General features: G+C 58.1%; 14 protein-coding genes and 1 tRNA gene. 6 read left to right on the forward strand and 9 right to left on the reverse strand.

Annotated elements, in window-relative coordinates:
• Nucleotides 1–83: 83 nt before the first annotated feature.
• Nucleotides 84–677 carry a chromophore lyase CpcT/CpeT gene (locus NW822_RS06595; RefSeq protein ID WP_414403923.1) on the forward strand — a complete coding sequence of 198 codons (594 nt, stop codon included), beginning with the start codon at nucleotides 84–86 and terminating at the stop codon, nucleotides 675–677.
• Here NW822_RS06595 and NW822_RS06600 read toward each other — a convergent pair whose 3' ends face one another.
• From NW822_RS06600 to NW822_RS06620, 5 genes are all read right to left on the reverse strand, one after another.
• Nucleotides 678–995 (reverse strand): hypothetical protein, encoded by a 318-nt coding sequence (locus NW822_RS06600; RefSeq protein ID WP_414403924.1) that lies wholly within the window; start codon nucleotides 993–995, stop codon nucleotides 678–680.
• A gap of 57 nt (nucleotides 996–1,052) precedes the next feature.
• A complete protein-coding gene (locus NW822_RS06605; RefSeq protein ID WP_414360327.1) occupies nucleotides 1,053–1,664 on the reverse strand; it encodes an ATP-dependent Clp protease proteolytic subunit in 612 nt (203 codons plus the stop codon).
• Nucleotides 1,665–1,906: 242 nt separating this feature from the next.
• A complete protein-coding gene (locus tag NW822_RS06610; protein WP_414360330.1) occupies nucleotides 1,907–2,542 on the reverse strand; it encodes an ATP-dependent Clp protease proteolytic subunit in 636 nt (211 codons plus the stop codon).
• Nucleotides 2,543–2,666: 124 nt separating this feature from the next.
• Entirely contained in the window at nucleotides 2,667–5,141 is a 2,475-nt protein-coding gene (locus NW822_RS06615; protein WP_414360333.1) for an ATP-dependent Clp protease ATP-binding subunit, read from the reverse strand.
• A 119-nt stretch (nucleotides 5,142–5,260) separates the two neighbouring features.
• Nucleotides 5,261–5,334 (reverse strand) — tRNA-Arg (locus NW822_RS06620).
• Between the two features lie 683 nt (nucleotides 5,335–6,017).
• Here NW822_RS06620 and NW822_RS06625 point away from each other — a divergent pair.
• The 4 genes from NW822_RS06625 (at nucleotide 6,018) to NW822_RS06640 (ending at nucleotide 11,608) form a co-directional block, all read left to right on the forward strand.
• Nucleotides 6,018–7,322, forward strand: a complete 1,305-nt coding sequence (locus NW822_RS06625; RefSeq protein ID WP_414403925.1) for a CmpA/NrtA family ABC transporter substrate-binding protein — start codon at nucleotides 6,018–6,020, stop codon at nucleotides 7,320–7,322.
• 425 nt (nucleotides 7,323–7,747) lie between these two features.
• The gene (gene ntrB / locus NW822_RS06630; RefSeq protein ID WP_414360339.1) at nucleotides 7,748–8,575 is read left to right on the forward strand and encodes a nitrate ABC transporter permease; all 828 of its coding nucleotides are present in this window, start codon (nucleotides 7,748–7,750) and stop codon (nucleotides 8,573–8,575) included.
• 133 nt (nucleotides 8,576–8,708) lie between these two features.
• Entirely contained in the window at nucleotides 8,709–10,706 is a 1,998-nt protein-coding gene (locus NW822_RS06635; protein ID WP_414403926.1) for a nitrate ABC transporter ATP-binding protein, read from the forward strand.
• Between the two features lie 62 nt (nucleotides 10,707–10,768).
• Nucleotides 10,769–11,608, forward strand: coding sequence for an ABC transporter ATP-binding protein (locus NW822_RS06640; RefSeq protein WP_414360343.1), 840 nt, complete (start codon nucleotides 10,769–10,771; stop codon nucleotides 11,606–11,608).
• A gap of 42 nt (nucleotides 11,609–11,650) precedes the next feature.
• Here NW822_RS06640 and NW822_RS06645 read toward each other — a convergent pair whose 3' ends face one another.
• From NW822_RS06645 to NW822_RS06660, 4 genes are all read right to left on the reverse strand, one after another.
• Nucleotides 11,651–13,099: a hypothetical protein gene (locus tag NW822_RS06645; RefSeq protein WP_414403927.1), complete on the reverse strand. Its 1,449-nt coding sequence runs from the start codon at nucleotides 13,097–13,099 to the stop codon at nucleotides 11,651–11,653.
• Nucleotides 13,100–13,129: 30 nt separating this feature from the next.
• Complete coding sequence (gene argC, locus NW822_RS06650; protein WP_414360349.1) at nucleotides 13,130–14,236, reverse strand: N-acetyl-gamma-glutamyl-phosphate reductase; 1,107 nt, start codon at nucleotides 14,234–14,236, stop codon at nucleotides 13,130–13,132.
• 240 nt (nucleotides 14,237–14,476) lie between these two features.
• A complete protein-coding gene (locus tag NW822_RS06655; protein WP_414360352.1) occupies nucleotides 14,477–15,205 on the reverse strand; it encodes a 2-phosphosulfolactate phosphatase family protein in 729 nt (242 codons plus the stop codon).
• A complete protein-coding gene (locus NW822_RS06660) occupies nucleotides 15,205–15,978 on the reverse strand; it encodes an ABC transporter permease (protein ID WP_414403928.1) in 774 nt (257 codons plus the stop codon). Before NW822_RS06660 ends, NW822_RS06655 begins: the two co-directional genes overlap by 1 nt.
• A 62-nt stretch (nucleotides 15,979–16,040) precedes the next feature.
• Between NW822_RS06660 and purS the strand changes: the two genes are divergently transcribed.
• Nucleotides 16,041–16,292, forward strand: coding sequence for a phosphoribosylformylglycinamidine synthase subunit PurS (gene purS, locus NW822_RS06665; protein WP_414360356.1), 252 nt, complete (start codon nucleotides 16,041–16,043; stop codon nucleotides 16,290–16,292).
• The last annotated feature ends 53 nt before the right edge of the window (nucleotides 16,293–16,345 follow it).

Here is a 16,345-nt window from a genome sequence, read left to right on the forward strand (position 1 = left end):
TCCTCAACTCCCTTCTCCCTCCGATCGATGGAATAAGCGTAGGATCGAGAAATCCTGTAGACAGGCAACCCTCCTTCCTGCATATGACAACCTCTGCTGCGGCAACTTCCAATTCCGACCTCAATACTTTTGCCGATTGGCTGGAAGGTTACTATAGCAACCGCGCCCAAGCAATGGCAGAGCCCGTGTGGTTTGTGCCGGTGAGCCTTTGGTACGTGCGCCTTCCCCACCTCTTTTCAGAAGGAATCGGCTTTTTTACCGAGCAATTTAACGAGCACACACCGGGCCGATTTTACCGCAGCCGAGTGCTGCAGGTGTTGGCCGATCCCTTGCGGATTGAGAACTATAAGTTACGGGATCAAGCAGCTTGGGCAGGCGCCTCCCAGGAGCCGCAGCGCTTGGCGCAGCTTTCGTTGTCCGACCTGGAGCACTTGCCCGGCTGTCGTATTTTGGTGGAGAAACACCCAGGCTGCTTTCACGGCGAGATGCTGCCCGGGGGAGCCTGTCGCCTTAACCCCGGCGACAGCACCTATATCCATATTGAATTTGACCTCACGGCCCAGGAATTCATCACCTGGGATCGCGGCTTTGACGCCACCAGTGGTCAACAAACTTGGGGATCCCGCGCCGGCCCCTACCGCTACCAGAAAGGGATCCCGCCCCGCCTTTGGAAATAGTTAGGGGAGCAAAAAGGGAAACAAGTCGCGAACCCCTTTGCGCAGCTTGAGTAAAAAGATCAGGCGCTCCACCCTTGGCGAAACTGATCCCGTAGCGGGACGAGTTGCCAGCTGCGCCTGCAACTCCTGCGCTTCAGTGGCAGAGAGGGGTTGGTTATCAACTGGTGAGCGGGTGTCCAGGCTGGGCTGGGCCCGCAACACCTCCTCTGGGATCTCAGAAGCCGGGGGTAACGACCAGGCTGGGCCGCAGGGATCTAGCCCAAGCAGCAACAAGCCGACGCAGCTACCCAGTCCCACCCTCCAGAACTGTCGGCTCATCCCACCCCTTTTCCTGGCCTTCTTGGCCTCTCGGGAGCAGACTGCTGCCTGGCTAGGTTAGCTAGCCACAGCTTCCGAGCGCTCCTGGATTACCCGGTCAACGATTCCATAAGCCTGGGCTTCTGTAGCCGAGAGGTAGAAATCTCGCTCCACGTCCCGCTCAATTTTCTCCAGGGGCTGGCCAGTCATTTGCGCCAAGAGCTCGTTCATGCGGCGTTTGACCCGCAGTGTTTCGCGGGCGCGAATTTCAATGTCGCTGGCTTGGCCTTGGATCAGTCCCAGCGAAGGCTGGTGCAACATGATGCGAGCATGAGGTAGGGCAAAGCGTTTTCCCTTGGTGCCGGCAGCCAGCAAAAAGGCCGCCATTGAAGCCGCTTGGCCCACGCAGACAGTCACAATGTCCGGCTTGACGTGGTTCATGGTGTCATAAATAGCCATCCCCGCTGTTACAGAGCCACCGGGGGAGTTGATGTACATCACAATATCTTTTTGGGGATCCTGGGAATTGAGGTAGAGCATCACCCCCACAATGGTATTGGCCAAGCTGTCATCAATCGGCTCGCCAATAAACAGGATTCGCTCCTGGTAGAGGCGATCATCAAGGCTAATCCACTGGGTGTAAGGCTCACCGGGCAAACGGTAGGGAACGCGAGGCACTCCAATCGGCATGAAGATCTCCTAGCACAACTACCCAGAATGGCATACTTGCAAAACTGCTCCCGCCTTTAAGTCTAGCTGGGGCAAAACCAAGGAAACCACTCCCTTGGAGCTAGTCTTGACCTCGTTGTTGGCCGCCAACCCAGTACAGCGCAGGTCTTCCAAGCTCCAACCTCGGCCGGGGGAAAAGGCTGAGCAATTTTGCAGTAAGAATCTCTACACCGGAACTTGAGCCATCGACGGATCCCTCCACCTTAGTTTTTGGCTGCTGCCAGCTTTGGCAAGCCTTTGGAACTGGTCAGCACCTGGTCAATGAGGCCGTAGGCCTTGGCCTCTTCCGGTGTCATGAAAAACAGCCGCTCCGTATCCTTTTTAAGGCGCTCCACAGGCTGTCCTGTGCTGCGGGAGAGTTCCTCCAGCATCATGTTGCGGAGGGTTAGAATCTCACGGGTACGAATTTCAATGTCGCTGGCCTGTCCACGTGTGCCTCCGTAGGGCTGGTGCAGCACAATCGTGGCGTTGGGTAGACTGGCCCGAAACCCCTTGGCACCCGCTGCTAACAGCATGGCCGCCATGCCAACAGCATTGCCAATACAGATGGTATGCACTGGCGGCTTGATGTAGTTCATGGTGTCCAGAATAGCAAACGCTGCCGTGTCATAGTTGTAGGTGCCTGTCGAGTTGATGTACATCTTGATCGGCTTTTCCCGATCCTCGTACTGCAAATACAGCAGTTGCTCAATGATTAGCTTGGTAACGTTGGCATTCGACTCTTCCGCTAGAGGTAGACCCAGGTAGACAATGCGCTCCTGGAGCAGCAGGGAAGCCAAATCAGGGGGCGGTGTCCGAACCGGAGCGCCGCCGTAGTAGTAGTAAGTAGATTGCACCATGCCAGAGTTCTCCTAGAGCCAATCCCTTGACTTAAGGATAAAGAGTGGAAGTTAGGAACAAGGGATCCGGGAGCGGCAACGGATCCCTTGTCCGGTAACAAGCTACCGAGGTGTCCTGGCAACTTTACTCGGCTCCCTGTGGCAAGAGCACCGGCTCCGCCTGCGTGACCAGCACCTTGGGCTTGCGCTCCTCGTCCACGTCGATGAGGACTTCGGATCCCTCTTTGACGCGGCCAGTCAAGATCTCCTCTGCCAGCAGGTCTTCCAACAGGCGCTGGATGGCCCGGCGCAGCGGACGTGCCCCGTAACTGGGGTTGTAGCCCTCCTCCACCAGCAGGTCTTTGAAGCGATCGCTGACCGTGAGGTGAATTTTCTTCTCCTTCATGCGGTCGAACACTTCCTTGAGCAGGATGTCGGCGATCTGCTTCACCTCGTCCTTAGTCAGTTGCCGGAAGACGATAACCTCGTCCACCCGGTTGAGGAACTCGGGGCGGAAGTACTGCTTCAGCTCTTCGTGCACCAGGTTGCGGATGCGGTTGTAGTTGGCCTCTTCCTCGTTGGCATTGAACTCGAAGCCGAGGCTGCCGCCACCCTTCTCGATGACCCTGGAGCCAATATTAGAGGTCATCACGATCAACGTGTTCTTGAAGTCCACCGTGCGACCTTTGGCATCTGTCAGGCGGCCATCTTCGAGAATCTGCAGCAGCAGGTTAAACACGTCCGGGTGGGCTTTCTCAATCTCGTCAAAAAGCACCACCGTGTAAGGGCGCCGCCGCACCGCTTCCGTGAGCTGGCCTCCCTCGTTGTAGCCCACATAGCCGGGCGGGGATCCAATTAGCTTGCTGACCGTGTGCCGCTCCATGTACTCCGACATGTCGAGGCGGATCATGGCCGACTCGGAGCCGAAGAAGTAGGCTGCCAAGGCCTTGGTCAGCTCAGTTTTGCCCACCCCAGTTGGGCCGCAGAAGATGAAGCTAGCGATGGGGCGATTGGGATTTTTCAGCCCCACGCGAGCGCGACGAATAGCGCGAGAGATGGCCCGCACCGCCTCATCTTGACCGACGATGCGCTGGTGCAGGGTCTCCTCCATATGCAGCAGCTTCTCCGATTCACTCTCGGTGAGCTTGGCCACCGGCACCCCTGTCCAGGCGCTCACCACCTGGGCCACATCTTCCTCGGTGACCTCTGGCATCTCCGTGCGGCTGCTGTCTTCGGCTTTCTTGGCCGCTGCGATGGCGCGGATCTGCTGCCTGATCTCCATCTCCCGATCCCGCAGCTCACCTGCCCTGTCGAAGTCCTGGGCTCGCACTGCGGCATCTTTTTCCCTGAGAACCCGCCGCAGCTCCTGATCGAGCTCTCGCGCTGCTGGCGGCAGTTGGGAATTGATCAGGCGCACCCGCGAAGCTGCTTCGTCGATGAGGTCAATAGCCTTGTCCGGCAAGAACCGGTCGGAGATGTACTGATCGGCCAACTTGGCCGCCGCTTCCAGAGCGGCATCGGAGATCCTCAGCTTGTGGTGCTGCTCATAGCGCTCCCGCAGGCCATAGAGAATCTCAATGGTCTCAGCTACACTCGGCTCGCCCACCATGATGGGCTGGAAGCGGCGCTCTAGAGCGGGATCCCGCTCAATGTGCTTACGGTACTCATCCAGCGTGGTGGCACCAATGCACTGCAGCTCGCCGCGGGCCAAGGCAGGCTTAAGGATGTTGGCAGCATCGATGGCACCCTCCGCCGCCCCGGCTCCAATCAGCGTGTGCACCTCATCGATGACCAGGATGATGTTGCCAGCGTTGCGGATCTCATCCATGATTTTCTTGAGGCGCTCTTCAAACTCGCCGCGGTACTTGGTGCCAGCCACCAGCAGGCCGATATCCAAGCTGATTACTCGCTTGTCGGCCAAGATGTCAGGCACATCGCCTTGCACAATGCGCTGGGCCAAACCTTCGGCAATGGCAGTTTTGCCCACCCCTGGCTCACCAATGAGGACAGGGTTGTTCTTGGTACGGCGGCCCAAGATCTGGATTACCCGCTCGATCTCCCGCGTCCGACCCACCACTGGATCCAGCTTCCCTTCCTGAGCCAGCTGGGTCAGGTTGGTACCAAACTCATCCAGGGTGGGTGTCTTAGTGCGGCTGGAGGAGCCACCCCCTGCTGTTACTTCGGCGGTTTCGCCCAGCATGCGGATGACTTGGGTGCGCACTTTGGCCAGATCCACCCCTAGGTTTTCCAGAACTCGAGCAGCTACTCCCTCCCCTTCTCGGATCAAGCCCAGCAGTAGGTGCTCAGTGCCAATGTAGTTGTGGCCAAGCTGGCGTGCCTCTTCTAGGGAGAGCTCCAGCACTCGCTTGGCCCGGGGAGTAAAGGGGATCTCGACAGCCACAAAGCCAGATCCTCGGCCGATAATTTTTTCGACCTCAATTCGGGCGTCTTTTAAGTTGACTCCCATGGACTTGAGGACCTTGGCGGCAATCCCCGTGCCCTCACCAATTAACCCCAACAAAATTTGCTCAGTGCCAACAAAATTGTGACCTAGCCGTCTGGCCTCCTCTTGGGCCAGCATGATCACCTTGATGGCCTTTTCCGTAAAGCGTTCAAACATGATCCTCGGGCTCCCTACGCCTGCATCAAGGCGGACCTGATAGGCCTGATCCTAACACAGGATTCAGGCCAACCACGGTATGGTAAACACCCCAGACGAAGAATCATCTGGGCCTAGAACGCGCCTGGAGAGATTTGAACTCCCGACCGCGTGGTCCGTAGCCACGTGCTCTAGTCCACTGAGCTACAGGCGCAAGAGTTCACCTAACCACGCTAGAGAGGGACATCTAACGCGGCTTAAGCATTGTAGCACAGGAAAGTTCAACAGCGGTGTAGGTATCCGCCCACGTTCACCAATGTCCTGGCCCAGGATCCTGGAACTTCTCTCCCCCTTGAGGGGCAGACCAGACTCCCAGGGCTGTGGCCTGGGATCCCTACGTGCCCTAAGGCCAGGGGGGTTGAACTGGCCCACAGAAGCACCGCAGCTTGGGGAAGGTGCGCCCCTCTAGCCTCTCGTCGGACCCCAACACCTGTGCCATACCTCTTTGCTTGGGATCAGTGGCGTACATGAAGGCAAAGCTGAGGGAGGGATCCCTGGGCAAGGTGACACGGCTCTACCAACCTTCAAAAAACGGCTCGGCACAGCCGTCCCAGTGATAGCCGGCATGGGGCAGGGATCCCCCATCCGCTAAGCCGTTTTGCTTAGGGCACCTTGCCCCTGGAGAGCAACTCCCTCGAGAATCCCTAGAGGATAGAAAAATACCTATGAGTACCAAAAGAATGATTGTATTGTTTCTATGCCTGTCTGCTTTTAGGATGTCAACCAAGCTGAGATTTAAGGATTTCTTTACGAGGGAAATCCGTCGGTCTAGCGGCTTGCCCTAGAAAGGCTTCCCTTGGCATGCACATATTTTCTTCTCTCGGAGATGAGGTGATCATGACATCACGTCGCAACTTTTTGTTGTCTGCTGGTGCAGTCACAGTGGGTGGGCTTGTGGGTGGCGGCCTAGCACGGGCCAGGAGGGGCTACTGGGTTGCCCAAGCCAGCGGCCCGGAAACCCCTAACCTCAGGCTAGGTTTTATTCCAATTGTGGAGGCTGCCCCCCTGATCATCGCCAAGGAGAAGGGCTTTTTCGCCAAGCACGGCATGACCGGCGTAGAACTGCTGAAGCAGGCCAGTTGGCCGGCAGCGAGGGACAATGTGGTGATCGGCTCGGCGGGTGGGGGGATTGACGGCGGCCAGTGGCAGATGCCGATGCCCCATCTGATCCACATCGGCGCCATCACCAACAACCAACCGGTGCGCATGGCGGTTCTGTGTCAGTTAAACACCCAAGGCAACGGGATTGCCATTGCGGGAATGCACGCCGGCAAGAGTCTGGGGCTGGATGTTTCCGGAGCTGCGGACTACATCAAAAATTTCAGCGCCACCAAAGGACGCAAGTTCAAAGCTGCCTACACTTTTCCCAACGCCAATCAAGATTTTTGGATCCGCTACTGGCTGGCCGCGGGGGGCGTAGATCCGGATCAAGACATTGAGCTATTGACAGTGCCCTCGGCTGAAACGGTGCAGGGGATGCGCAATGGCACCATGGATGCTTTCAGCACCGGGGATCCCTGGCCCTACCGAATTGTGGCCGATGGGATCGGCTTTATGGCAGCCCTCACGCAGCAGATTTGGCCTTTTCACCCCGAGGAATACCTGGCCATTCGTGCCGACTGGGTGGAAAAAAACCCCAAAGCCACCCGCTCTGTTCTGATGGCGGTCATGGAAGCGCAGCAATGGTGCGACGATCCGGCCAACCGTGAAGAGTTGGTGCGCATTCTCTCGGGGCGCGCCTATCTCAACGTGCCGGCCAAGGTTCTCACGCCTCCTTTCCAGGGCAAGTATGACCTGGGAGACGGCAAGCCGGCGGTTCAAGATTTCAACGCCGGGCCCCTGTACTGGGAAGATGGGCGGGGCAGCGTTTCTTATCCCTACAAGAGCCATGACCTGTGGTTCTTGACCGAATCGCTGCGTTGGGGCTTCCACGCCCGCTTCCTCAAGGATCTGGATACTGCCCGCCGTCTGGTGGATGAGGTCAACCGCGAAGATCTCTGGCGGGAGGCGGCTCAGGCTTTGGGAGTGAAGAACATTCCCACCAGCACTTCGCGGGGAACGGAGCGTTTCTTCGATGGGGTGGTGTTTGACCCTCAAGATCCCCAGGCCTACTTGAACAGCCTGAAAATCAAGAGGGCCTAGTCTCGGCTCAGGTCAACATAGACGTGCTTCTTGTGTAGCAGAGATCTAGCCCATTTGCGGGATTCTATTGAGTTAAAAAAAGCTGGGCCAAGCTGCCCGCTCCCCTCGAGTTAAACTGTTAGCCTTGCGCCTTTTGAAGAGTTCTGATGAAGAATTCTAAACGCTGGGGTGAGGATCGGCCATGTTGGCTCTACTTCACGTTCCGCGGGAATACTCCAGGGATCCCTGCTTCGAGAGACCGGCCCAGCCCTGCTGGGACAAGCTTATCCTCTCGATAGCGATGGGGGTGCTGATTTTGCTGATTGTTGTGAGAGTTTTGTCGAGCTTGCAGTCCTTATGTTTGCCCGTCCAAGGAAGAGGCAAAGCTGATCCAAGTTCGTGCTCTGTTGCCAGCACTTTGTAAAACCCTATCCTCTCTAGGAGCCATGACGACGACACTTCCTTCTCCGCCAAAGTCTTCAACGGCCAAGTTCGACTTTGCCAAGTATCGGGATCAGATCCTCCCTCCCGTAGTTGGCATTGCGGGATTTTTGTTAATCTGGCAACTTTTGTCCAGCGCCAACCTGATCCGGCTGCCGGGGCCATGGGAGGTTTGGATGGATGAGCGCAGCCGTTATCTAATCCTGCATCCTCTGTACTACAATAGCGACCTCGATCAAGGACTGCTGCGGCAAACTTTGGCCAGCCTGCAAAGGGTTGCCATTGGCTACTGCAGCGCTGCCTTGGTGGGCATTGCCCTGGGGATCTTGGTGGGCAGCAACGAGTGGATCAACCGCGCTTTGGATCCCATCTTCCAGTTTTTGCGCATGGTGGCTCCCTTGGCTTGGGTGCCCATCTCCTTGGCGGCTTTGCAGCGCAATGAGCCGGCTGCCCTGTTTGTTATTTTCATCACCTCTATCTGGCCCATTTTGATTAACACAGCAGTGGGGGTAAGGCAGATTCCGGAAGACTACATCAACGTTTCTAGAGTGTTGAGGCTTTCCAAGATAGACTTCTTTTTTAAAGTGCTGTTGCCCTCTGCTTTGCCCTACATGTTCACAGGTTTGCGAGTTGGCATCGGCCTCTCCTGGCTGGCGATTATTGCTGCAGAAATTGTCATGTCTGGCGTGCCAGGGATCGGCTTTTTCATCTGGGATGCCTACCAGCAGAACTATGTAACTGAGATCATCGTTGCTGTCATCTACATTGGGGCGGTGGGCTTGCTTTTGGATCGACTGGTGGCTGCCCTGCAAAATAAGCTAGCCAACCGCTAGAGTCCTTTTTTGCAGAGCTGTTATTCCAAGAGTAGACCGCACAAAAACCCCTTTGCGGCACTTAGCTTGGGAGTTAGGTCTGGGGTCAAGTTGCTGAGCAAGTTGAGGTTATCCACAGGTGGGGAGGTCTGCTGTGTCTGTATTGGTTAGTCTAGAGCAAGTGGAAAAAACCTTTGGTCTACCTGGGGAGCAGGAATACATTGCTCTTAAAGGGATCGATCTCCAAATTCACCGCGGGGAGTTTGTCTCCTTAATCGGCCACTCCGGCTGCGGCAAGTCCACCCTGTTGAACATGGTGGCGGGGTTATCTTTGCCTACTGGAGGGATCGTGGCTTTGGATGGACACACCATCACCGTTCCCGGCCCCGATCGCATGGTGGTGTTTCAGAATTACTCCCTTTTGCCCTGGCTAACGGTTCGGCAAAACATTGCCCTGGCAGTAGACGCTGTGCTGAAAAACCACTCCCCAGCAGAACGTCGGCAGATTGTCGAAGAACATATCGATCTGGTTGGTTTGCGGCAGGCGGCCGATAAGTTCCCAGCGCAACTGTCAGGGGGTATGAAGCAGCGGGTAGCCATCGCTCGCGCTTTGGCGGTAAAGCCCAAGGTGTTGTTGTTGGACGAGCCCTTTGGCGCTTTGGATGCCCTTACCCGAGGAAATTTGCAGGAGCAGTTGATGCGCATCTGCGAAGAACATCACGTGACCACCCTCATGGTTACCCACGATGTGGATGAAGCCGTCCTGCTCTCGGATCGGGTGGTGATGCTGACCAACGGGCCGGGATCCCGAATTGGCAACATTTTAACCATCGATATTCCCCGCCCCCGCCGCCGGTTGGAGGTGGTCAATCACCCCAGCTACTACAGCTATCGCAGCGAGATTATCTACTTTTTGAACCAGCAAAAACGGATCAAGCAGTGGCGGGCCCGCCGCAGCACCGTGGTGGCCAGGCACGGTTTGGAAAAGATCAACTTGGAGATTGGCTTTGTGCCCCTGACCGCCTGCGCCCCGCTGGCGGTGGCCAAAGAAAGGGGGTTTTTTGCCAAACACGGCCTGGAAGAAGTCAATCTGGTGCGGGAAACCAGTTGGCGAGGGATCCAAGACGGCATCCAGGGAGGTTACTTGGATGCGGCCCTCATGCCTGCCGGTATGCCGGTGTGGATGTCTCTGGGCGGCGGGGACAATCCGCCTCAGCCGGTGGTGACTGCCCTTACCTTGACCCGCAACGGCAATGCCATTACCTTGCACAGGCGCTTCTACGAGCAAGGGATCCACACGCTGAGCCAGTTGAGGGCTTACATCTTAGATAGCCCCAGCCGTCGGCTAACCTTTGGAGTGGTGCATCCCAGTTCCATGCACAACTTGCTGCTGCGCTATTGGCTGGCAGCGGGCGGGATCCACCCGGATCGCGATGTTGTGCTGAAAACCCTGCCCCCGGCCCAGATGGTGGCCAACCTAACAGCCGGCAACATCGACGGCTACTGTGTAGGAGAGCCTTGGAACTTGCGGGCCGCTCTGGAGGGCAGCGGTTTTGTGGTGGCTACCGATCTGGAAATCTGGCCCGGCCACCCCGGCAAGGTGTTGGGGGTGCGGGAGGATTGGGCTAGGGCCTATCCCAATACCCACATTGCCCTGGTGAAAGCGTTGCTGGAAGCCTGTCGCTACTGTGAAGATCCGGCCCACCACGACGAGATTCGCGAGCTGCTCAGCCGCCGCGCCTACCTGAGCACTGATCCTTCCTACATTCACCTGGGGGATCCCCAGCGCCTGCTCTGTGACCTAGACATGCCAATGCGGGAATATGCCCACCACCGCTTCTTTCTGGGCGCCGGCAACCGTCCCAGCCGCACCGAGCATCTGTGGATGATGACGCAAATGGCCCGCTGGGGGGATCTGCCCTTCCCGCGCAACTGGGTAGAGATCGTGGAGCGGGTGTGTCAGGTGGGAGTCTTCAGTACGGCGGCCCGCGAGCTGGGGCTGGATGTGTCTTACCAACGCCAGCCCATTCAATTGTTCGACGGGATCCCTTTTAATGGTGAGGATCCCTTGGCTTACCTCAACAGTCTGGCCATTAAGCACGACATCTACGTGGCCGAGGTTGCTTGGGATCGTCGTCCCGTGTTGCTCTAGAGATTTCCTTGGCAAAAGCATGTTCCCAGCTGTGAGAAAACGATGAATTGGAGCACCCCACGATGACTGCTCTCTTGACAACCTCTACCCCAGCAGCCACAGCCGCAGAGCCCTACTTAACCCTTGAGAATGTCAGCAAGACTTACCCAACTCCTAAGGGGGAGTATCCCGTATTGCGCGATATCAACCTCAGCGTCTGTGAAGGAGAATTTGTTTGCATCGTTGGGCATTCCGGCTGTGGCAAAACCACCCTGCTGAATATGGTTTCTGGCTTTACCCAGCCCACCAGCGGCTCGGTAAAGCTCAAAGGCCAGCCAATTACAGCTCCTGGGCCAGACCGCATGGTGGTGTTTCAGAATTACTCTCTTTTGCCCTGGCTCACAGTTTATGAAAATGTTTACTTGGCTGTTCAGGCGGTGTTTCCCCAAAAGAGCCAGTCAGAAAAGCATCAAATTGTAGAAGAACACCTAAATTTGGTGGGACTGGGGGAAGCAGCCCAGAAATATCCTCCGCAAATTTCCGGAGGGATGAAACAGCGGGTGGCCATTGCCCGTGCCTTGGCAATCCGCCCAGCAGTGCTGATTTTGGATGAACCCTTTGGGGCTTTGGATGCCATCACCAAAGAAGAACTTCAGGAGGAGCTGCTGCGCATTTGGGAGGAACATCGCTGCACAGTTTTGATGATCACCCATGACATTGACGAGGCACTGTTTTTGGCCGACCGTTTGGTCTTGATGACCAGTGGCCCTGCGGCTACCATCGGGCAAATTATCTCTATTCCCTTCCCGCGTCCTCGCGACCGCGAGCGAATGCTTGAGGATCCCCAGTACTATCGCCTGCGCAACTCCGTCCTCAGCTACCTCTACGGGCACGAGGCCAACCCTGAGGCGGCCCACCTGTGACTATGCCCTCAGGTAGAGGCTCTTTGGCCAAGAGGGTAGGGATCAGTCGTCTAGGGGCTCTATCTTGGGATCCAAGCTCTTGGCAGTCAGGCGCAAGGCTTCCGCCTGATCCATCACCCGCGGCGCTTGCACTGCCGTCTCAACCCCCTGGCGATAGCTCTCCCACAGAGGCATTTCCGGGTAGGTCTGCTGCAATTCCTTGATTTCATCTAGCAGAGCCTCCAGCCAGCCAGCCGTGCCCCAGGTGAGCAAAAACTGCAAGGGATTCCAGAGGTTGAGTTGCCGCCCCAATTCGTTGAGGCTTTCGTTGCGAAGGGGCGGATCGAAGATGTCGGCCACCGTCATCAACTGGCGCCCCAGCAGTGGCCTGAGGGTTGTCTCAGCAGCCTCTACGACGGCGGGAAGGGCGGCTTGGATGCGCTCGGGACTAGGAATGTGCCGGGCCTGGGGCAAAGCTTGCAGCAGCAATTCCAGTCGTCGTTCGGCTTCTGCTGACTCCAAAGCCGCTTCTAGGGTGGTGCCCACGCTGAGAAACACTTCTCCCGTCAACAGCCGCACTGCATCGATAACCAAGTGGTACAGCGGGGGGATCACCAGCTTGATCCACTCGCTCTGGAACAACTCCCGCAGCCGCCGCGCCAGATACTCCCCCACCTGCGTGGTTTGGATCCCCACTTGGGTGAGGGAGAGGTACCAGTCGGGCGGGGATCCCTTGGGATCCAGCCACTGGCGCAGGGTTTGCCATTCCTCTTCGGTGAGGGCAGTTCGCCCCTGTTTTAAGATGCTGCGCCGCAGCTTGCCCTCGGCATTCAAGAGCTTGCGCAACTCTGGTGTACCCAGCAACGAGAGGGCGCCTGCGGATCCCACGCTGCCGACCTCGACGGCAATGAGGGCGGCCAAGAGGGCGGCCGAGGCTTTCACGTGGATCTCGCCGCTTTTGTCCATGACCAAAGGTAGGCGGCTGTTGCCATAGGCCCGCAGGCTCATTGCCACCAGGGCGGAGCGCTGCTCAGCAGTCAACACCCCTGCCCAGGCAGGGATGCCGTTGGTTTCTGCCCTGGGATGGGTTGGCTCCTGCAGGCTGTGATAGAGCAGGCTGGCCACCCAGGCTCGGTCGGCGGCCCGTTCCAGAGAGCCGATGACCACCTCCCATTGGCTGGGGTTGAGCAGAGGCAAAAGCGCCTGCAGTTCTTGCTGGAGGGGCTCTGGAGAGGTTGTGGCTCTGGCTTTGTCCAGAGTTGCCTGTAGCCGATCCCTTGCTTCGCGGCACAAGCCACCCCACTCCAGTTGCAAACGAGCTAGGGTCTGCTGCACTGTTTCTTCGGAGCGTCGGGGCAGCTCCTGCCAGCCCGCCTCCAGTTGCCGCCACAGCTCCTCCCAGTTTAGATCCCCAGCTCTGGCCCACGAAGGTGGAGAGTTCGCCGGCGCAGCGGATGGGGCAGCGCTGGGATCGAGATTGGGGGAGAAGACGGGATCCGAAAGCTCAGGCATGGGCACCTCAGGGAATTACCGGCATTATAGCTAGGGGTAGAAGGCAAGCCGCGGCAAACCCAAGGTTTCCGGCCACCCCATCATCAGGTTGAGGCATTGCACCGCTTGCCCGGCTTGCCCTTTCATGAGGTTGTCGATGACCGACAGGACAATCACCCGGTTGGTGCGAGTATCCACCTCCACCCCAATCATGCAGGTGTTGGTGCCAGCCACCCACTTGGTTTGCGGATAAACGCCGTGGGGCAGTACCTTAACCCAGGGGGATTGGCGGTAGAAGGCGTTGTAAATGGTGATGAGATCCTCGCCCACCAGACCAGGATCCCGCAGGTTGGCGTACAAGGTCACGTGGATGCCCCGCACCATTGGCACCAGGTGGGGCGTAAATTGCACAGTGATGGGGGTGTGGGTGAGGTCGGAGCAGGCCTGCTCGATCTCGGGTGTGTGGCGGTGTTGGGCCACGCCATAGGCACCCAGCGAGCTGTCCACCTCGGCAAAGAGGGATCCCAGCTTGGGGGTGCGGCCCGCCCCGGAGACGCCGGACTTGGCATCGAAAATCAAGCTGTCCAGCTCCACCAACCCTTGCCGCAGCAAGGGGGCAACTGCCAGAAGGGAGGCCGTGGGGTAGCAGCCGGGGCAGGCTACCAGTTGGGCTTGGGCAATAGCCTCCCGGTAGAGTTCCGGCAGCCCGTAAACCGCCTGCTCGTTGGCCTGGCGGTAGGCAGGGCTAGGCCAGTTGGGATCCGTCTGCCCCAGGCGATACCAGGATTGGTAGGTGGCCAGGTTGCGAAAGCGGTAATCCGCCGAGAGATCTAGGACTTTGCACCCCTTGGCCAGCAAAGGCGGCGCTAGGTCTGCCGCCAGGCCATTGGGCAGAGATAGAAAGACAACGTCGCTGCTAGCGGCAATGGCCTCCACATCCACTGGCTGAATGGTCAGATCAACCGCCTGCGCTAGGTGGGGGTAGAGATCCCCGTAGCGCTTGCCGGCGCTGTCTTGACCGGCCAGGTAGGTAATCTGCACGCCGGGGTGTTCGCTAAGCAGCCGCACCAGCTGCACCCCTCCATACCCGGAGGCCCCGACGATGGCAACGCGGACGGGATCAGTGGGAGGAAGAGAACGAGGCGCCGTAGTGGCCATGGGGGCTGCCTGCACAAAATTGACGGCTTGCCTTACTATTTATCGCATTTGTCTATCCCAGTTGCCGCTGCATTGCTTGAACCCGCCTGGGGGTCACTCGACTCCGAAGGCCCTTATTCGACCGCCGCTAAAACCAGGAGGAGAGGTTTGTCTTTGGAGAGGCGTTTCACGGTTGACCCCGGGAGTAGGGCAGGAGGGGCCGCCGGCTTCGACTATTGCTGCCGAGACACCCCAGGCCAGCTAGCCGGCGAGGGTCAAAACGCCAGGCTGAACCTGCCGGGGCACCACTGAGAGCCGATCCAACTCGGCACAGTAGGCCAGATCGCTGTCGTTTTCGGGGCTAATTGCCAGTAGCCGCTGTCCATGGCTGGAGCGCCGCAGCAACCCCAACAGGTCGTCCTGCCAGGTTTGGTACACAGCCAGGGCGGCCACTGCTTCGTCGTTGCCCAACTGCTCCCACGAGCAGCCCAGGCAGTGCAGAATGGCCCCCGCACAGGCAGTGTCTTCCAAAGCAAAAGCCCCTTCCCAGCCGGATCCCACCAGCCACACCTCGGCAAAAGCTCCTCGCCTGAGGAACTCCACCACCGCTCCCACGTTCACCAGGGCCGCTGTGAGCACCACCGGGATCCCTTCCAAGCGCTGAAGGGTGCGGGTGCCGTTGGTGGTACTCATCAAGATGCGCCTGTTCCGCACACGCTCAGGGGTGTATTCGCGGGGGGAGTTGCCCAGATCGAACCCTGCCACTGCTTTGCCGCCTCGTTCCCCCGCCAAGAGCCGCTTGGAGGCTGGCCAGCTCTGGCTGGCCGCTTGCAAGGACTGCAAATCGGCAAACACTTGAACGGCCTCTGCCCCTGCAGCTAGGGCTGTGGCGATGGTGGTGGTGGCCCGCAGCACATCGATGGCTACCGCACAGGCTGGGATCCCTGACGGCGGCACTTGCTCAGGGGTATGGAAGTGGAAGAATCGCATTAGAACTCACGCCGGGCAAACACCACCACCGTCAAAATGAGCAGCAAGACGGTGTAGATCAGGCTGTAGAGCGCATCACCAAGGAGCTGGGTGGGCGGGGGGATTTGGCCGTAGACGGCGGCATCCCTTAGATTGAGGCGCTCCAGATCGGGCAAGACCAAGTAAATGACCTCAAACACCTTGCCAAAACCTGCCTCTTCCACCAGCTTGCTTAACTGCAGCAGGGCGCGGCTGGCGTGGCCCATGATGAACAGGGCAATTGTGTAGAGGGTGGCCAAAATCGGAGAGGTAAAAACTCCAAACAGCAGCGCTGCCGCCACAATCAGCACCAGTTCCAGAAAGGTGAAGACGGTTGCCCAGAGAACCGCCCAGGGGGAAATGGGGGCCTGCACCACCAGCAGGCTCAGCAAAAAGATGGCCGTCATCATTACTAGCAGCACCGACAGCAGCACCGACAGACCCAGGTGCTTGCCGACGATGAACTCCGCCCGGCTCATAGGCTTGGCAATCAGCACATAGACCGTGCGCCTTTCGATTTCTTTGTGAACCATTCCCGTGCCAACGAAAATAGCCACCACCAGCGCCAGAAAGTGAATGGCAGCTAGGCCCAAATCGGCAATGATTTTGTGGTGGGCTTGGTTGGCTACCTGGGGGATGAAAACGATGGCCCCCAGCATGGCCACCGCAAACACCATCACCAGATAGAGAATGCGATCCCGAATCGTTTCCCGGAAAGCGTTGTGGGCAATGGCCAGCACTCGCGCCACATCCATAGACTTAGCCCGAAGGCAGGGACAATCAACTGTACACTTGTAGCAAATCCAGCCCTTATTCTATGCAGTTCCAGGCCCAGATCCAGATTCACCTCCGCCCCTCGGTCCTTGATCCTGCCGGGGCTGCTCTCCAGGCTAGCTTGCACCAGTTGGGGCACACCCAGGTGCAGGGGGTGCGCATTGGCAAACACATCCAACTGCGGCTAGAGGCCCCTGACGCCGAGAGTGCCCGAGAGCAGGTGCACCAGCTGTGCCATCAACTGCTGGTCAATCCGGTAATCGAGACCTATCAAATCCAAATAGATCCTGTTTGAGAGGTCCAGCCTCTTCTGGAGGAGCTCTCTAGCGTTGCTCTCACCACCTTTTT

The organism is Synechococcus sp. H70.2 (assembly GCF_047462275.1).
In the GTDB taxonomy this organism is placed as follows: Bacteria; Cyanobacteriota; Cyanobacteriia; order Thermostichales; family Thermostichaceae; genus Thermostichus.

Coding starts and splice junctions, on each gene's coding strand:
- NW822_RS06595 (WP_414403923.1), top strand. CDS start 84: ATGACAACCTCTGCTGCGGCAACTTCCAATTCCGACCTCAATACTTTT.
- NW822_RS06600 (WP_414403924.1), bottom strand. CDS start 995: ATGAGCCGACAGTTCTGGAGGGTGGGACTGGGTAGCTGCGTCGGCTTG.
- NW822_RS06605 (WP_414360327.1), bottom strand. CDS start 1,664: ATGCCGATTGGAGTGCCTCGCGTTCCCTACCGTTTGCCCGGTGAGCCT.
- NW822_RS06610 (WP_414360330.1), bottom strand. CDS start 2,542: ATGGTGCAATCTACTTACTACTACTACGGCGGCGCTCCGGTTCGGACA.
- NW822_RS06615 (WP_414360333.1), bottom strand. CDS start 5,141: ATGTTTGAACGCTTTACGGAAAAGGCCATCAAGGTGATCATGCTGGCC.
- NW822_RS06625 (WP_414403925.1), top strand. CDS start 6,018: ATGACATCACGTCGCAACTTTTTGTTGTCTGCTGGTGCAGTCACAGTG.
- ntrB (WP_414360339.1), top strand. CDS start 7,748: ATGACGACGACACTTCCTTCTCCGCCAAAGTCTTCAACGGCCAAGTTC.
- NW822_RS06640 (WP_414360343.1), top strand. CDS start 10,769: ATGACTGCTCTCTTGACAACCTCTACCCCAGCAGCCACAGCCGCAGAG.
- NW822_RS06645 (WP_414403927.1), bottom strand. CDS start 13,099: ATGCCTGAGCTTTCGGATCCCGTCTTCTCCCCCAATCTCGATCCCAGC.
- argC (WP_414360349.1), bottom strand. CDS start 14,236: ATGGCCACTACGGCGCCTCGTTCTCTTCCTCCCACTGATCCCGTCCGC.
- NW822_RS06655 (WP_414360352.1), bottom strand. CDS start 15,205: ATGCGATTCTTCCACTTCCATACCCCTGAGCAAGTGCCGCCGTCAGGG.
- NW822_RS06660 (WP_414403928.1), bottom strand. CDS start 15,978: ATGGATGTGGCGCGAGTGCTGGCCATTGCCCACAACGCTTTCCGGGAA.
- purS (WP_414360356.1), top strand. CDS start 16,041: ATGCAGTTCCAGGCCCAGATCCAGATTCACCTCCGCCCCTCGGTCCTT.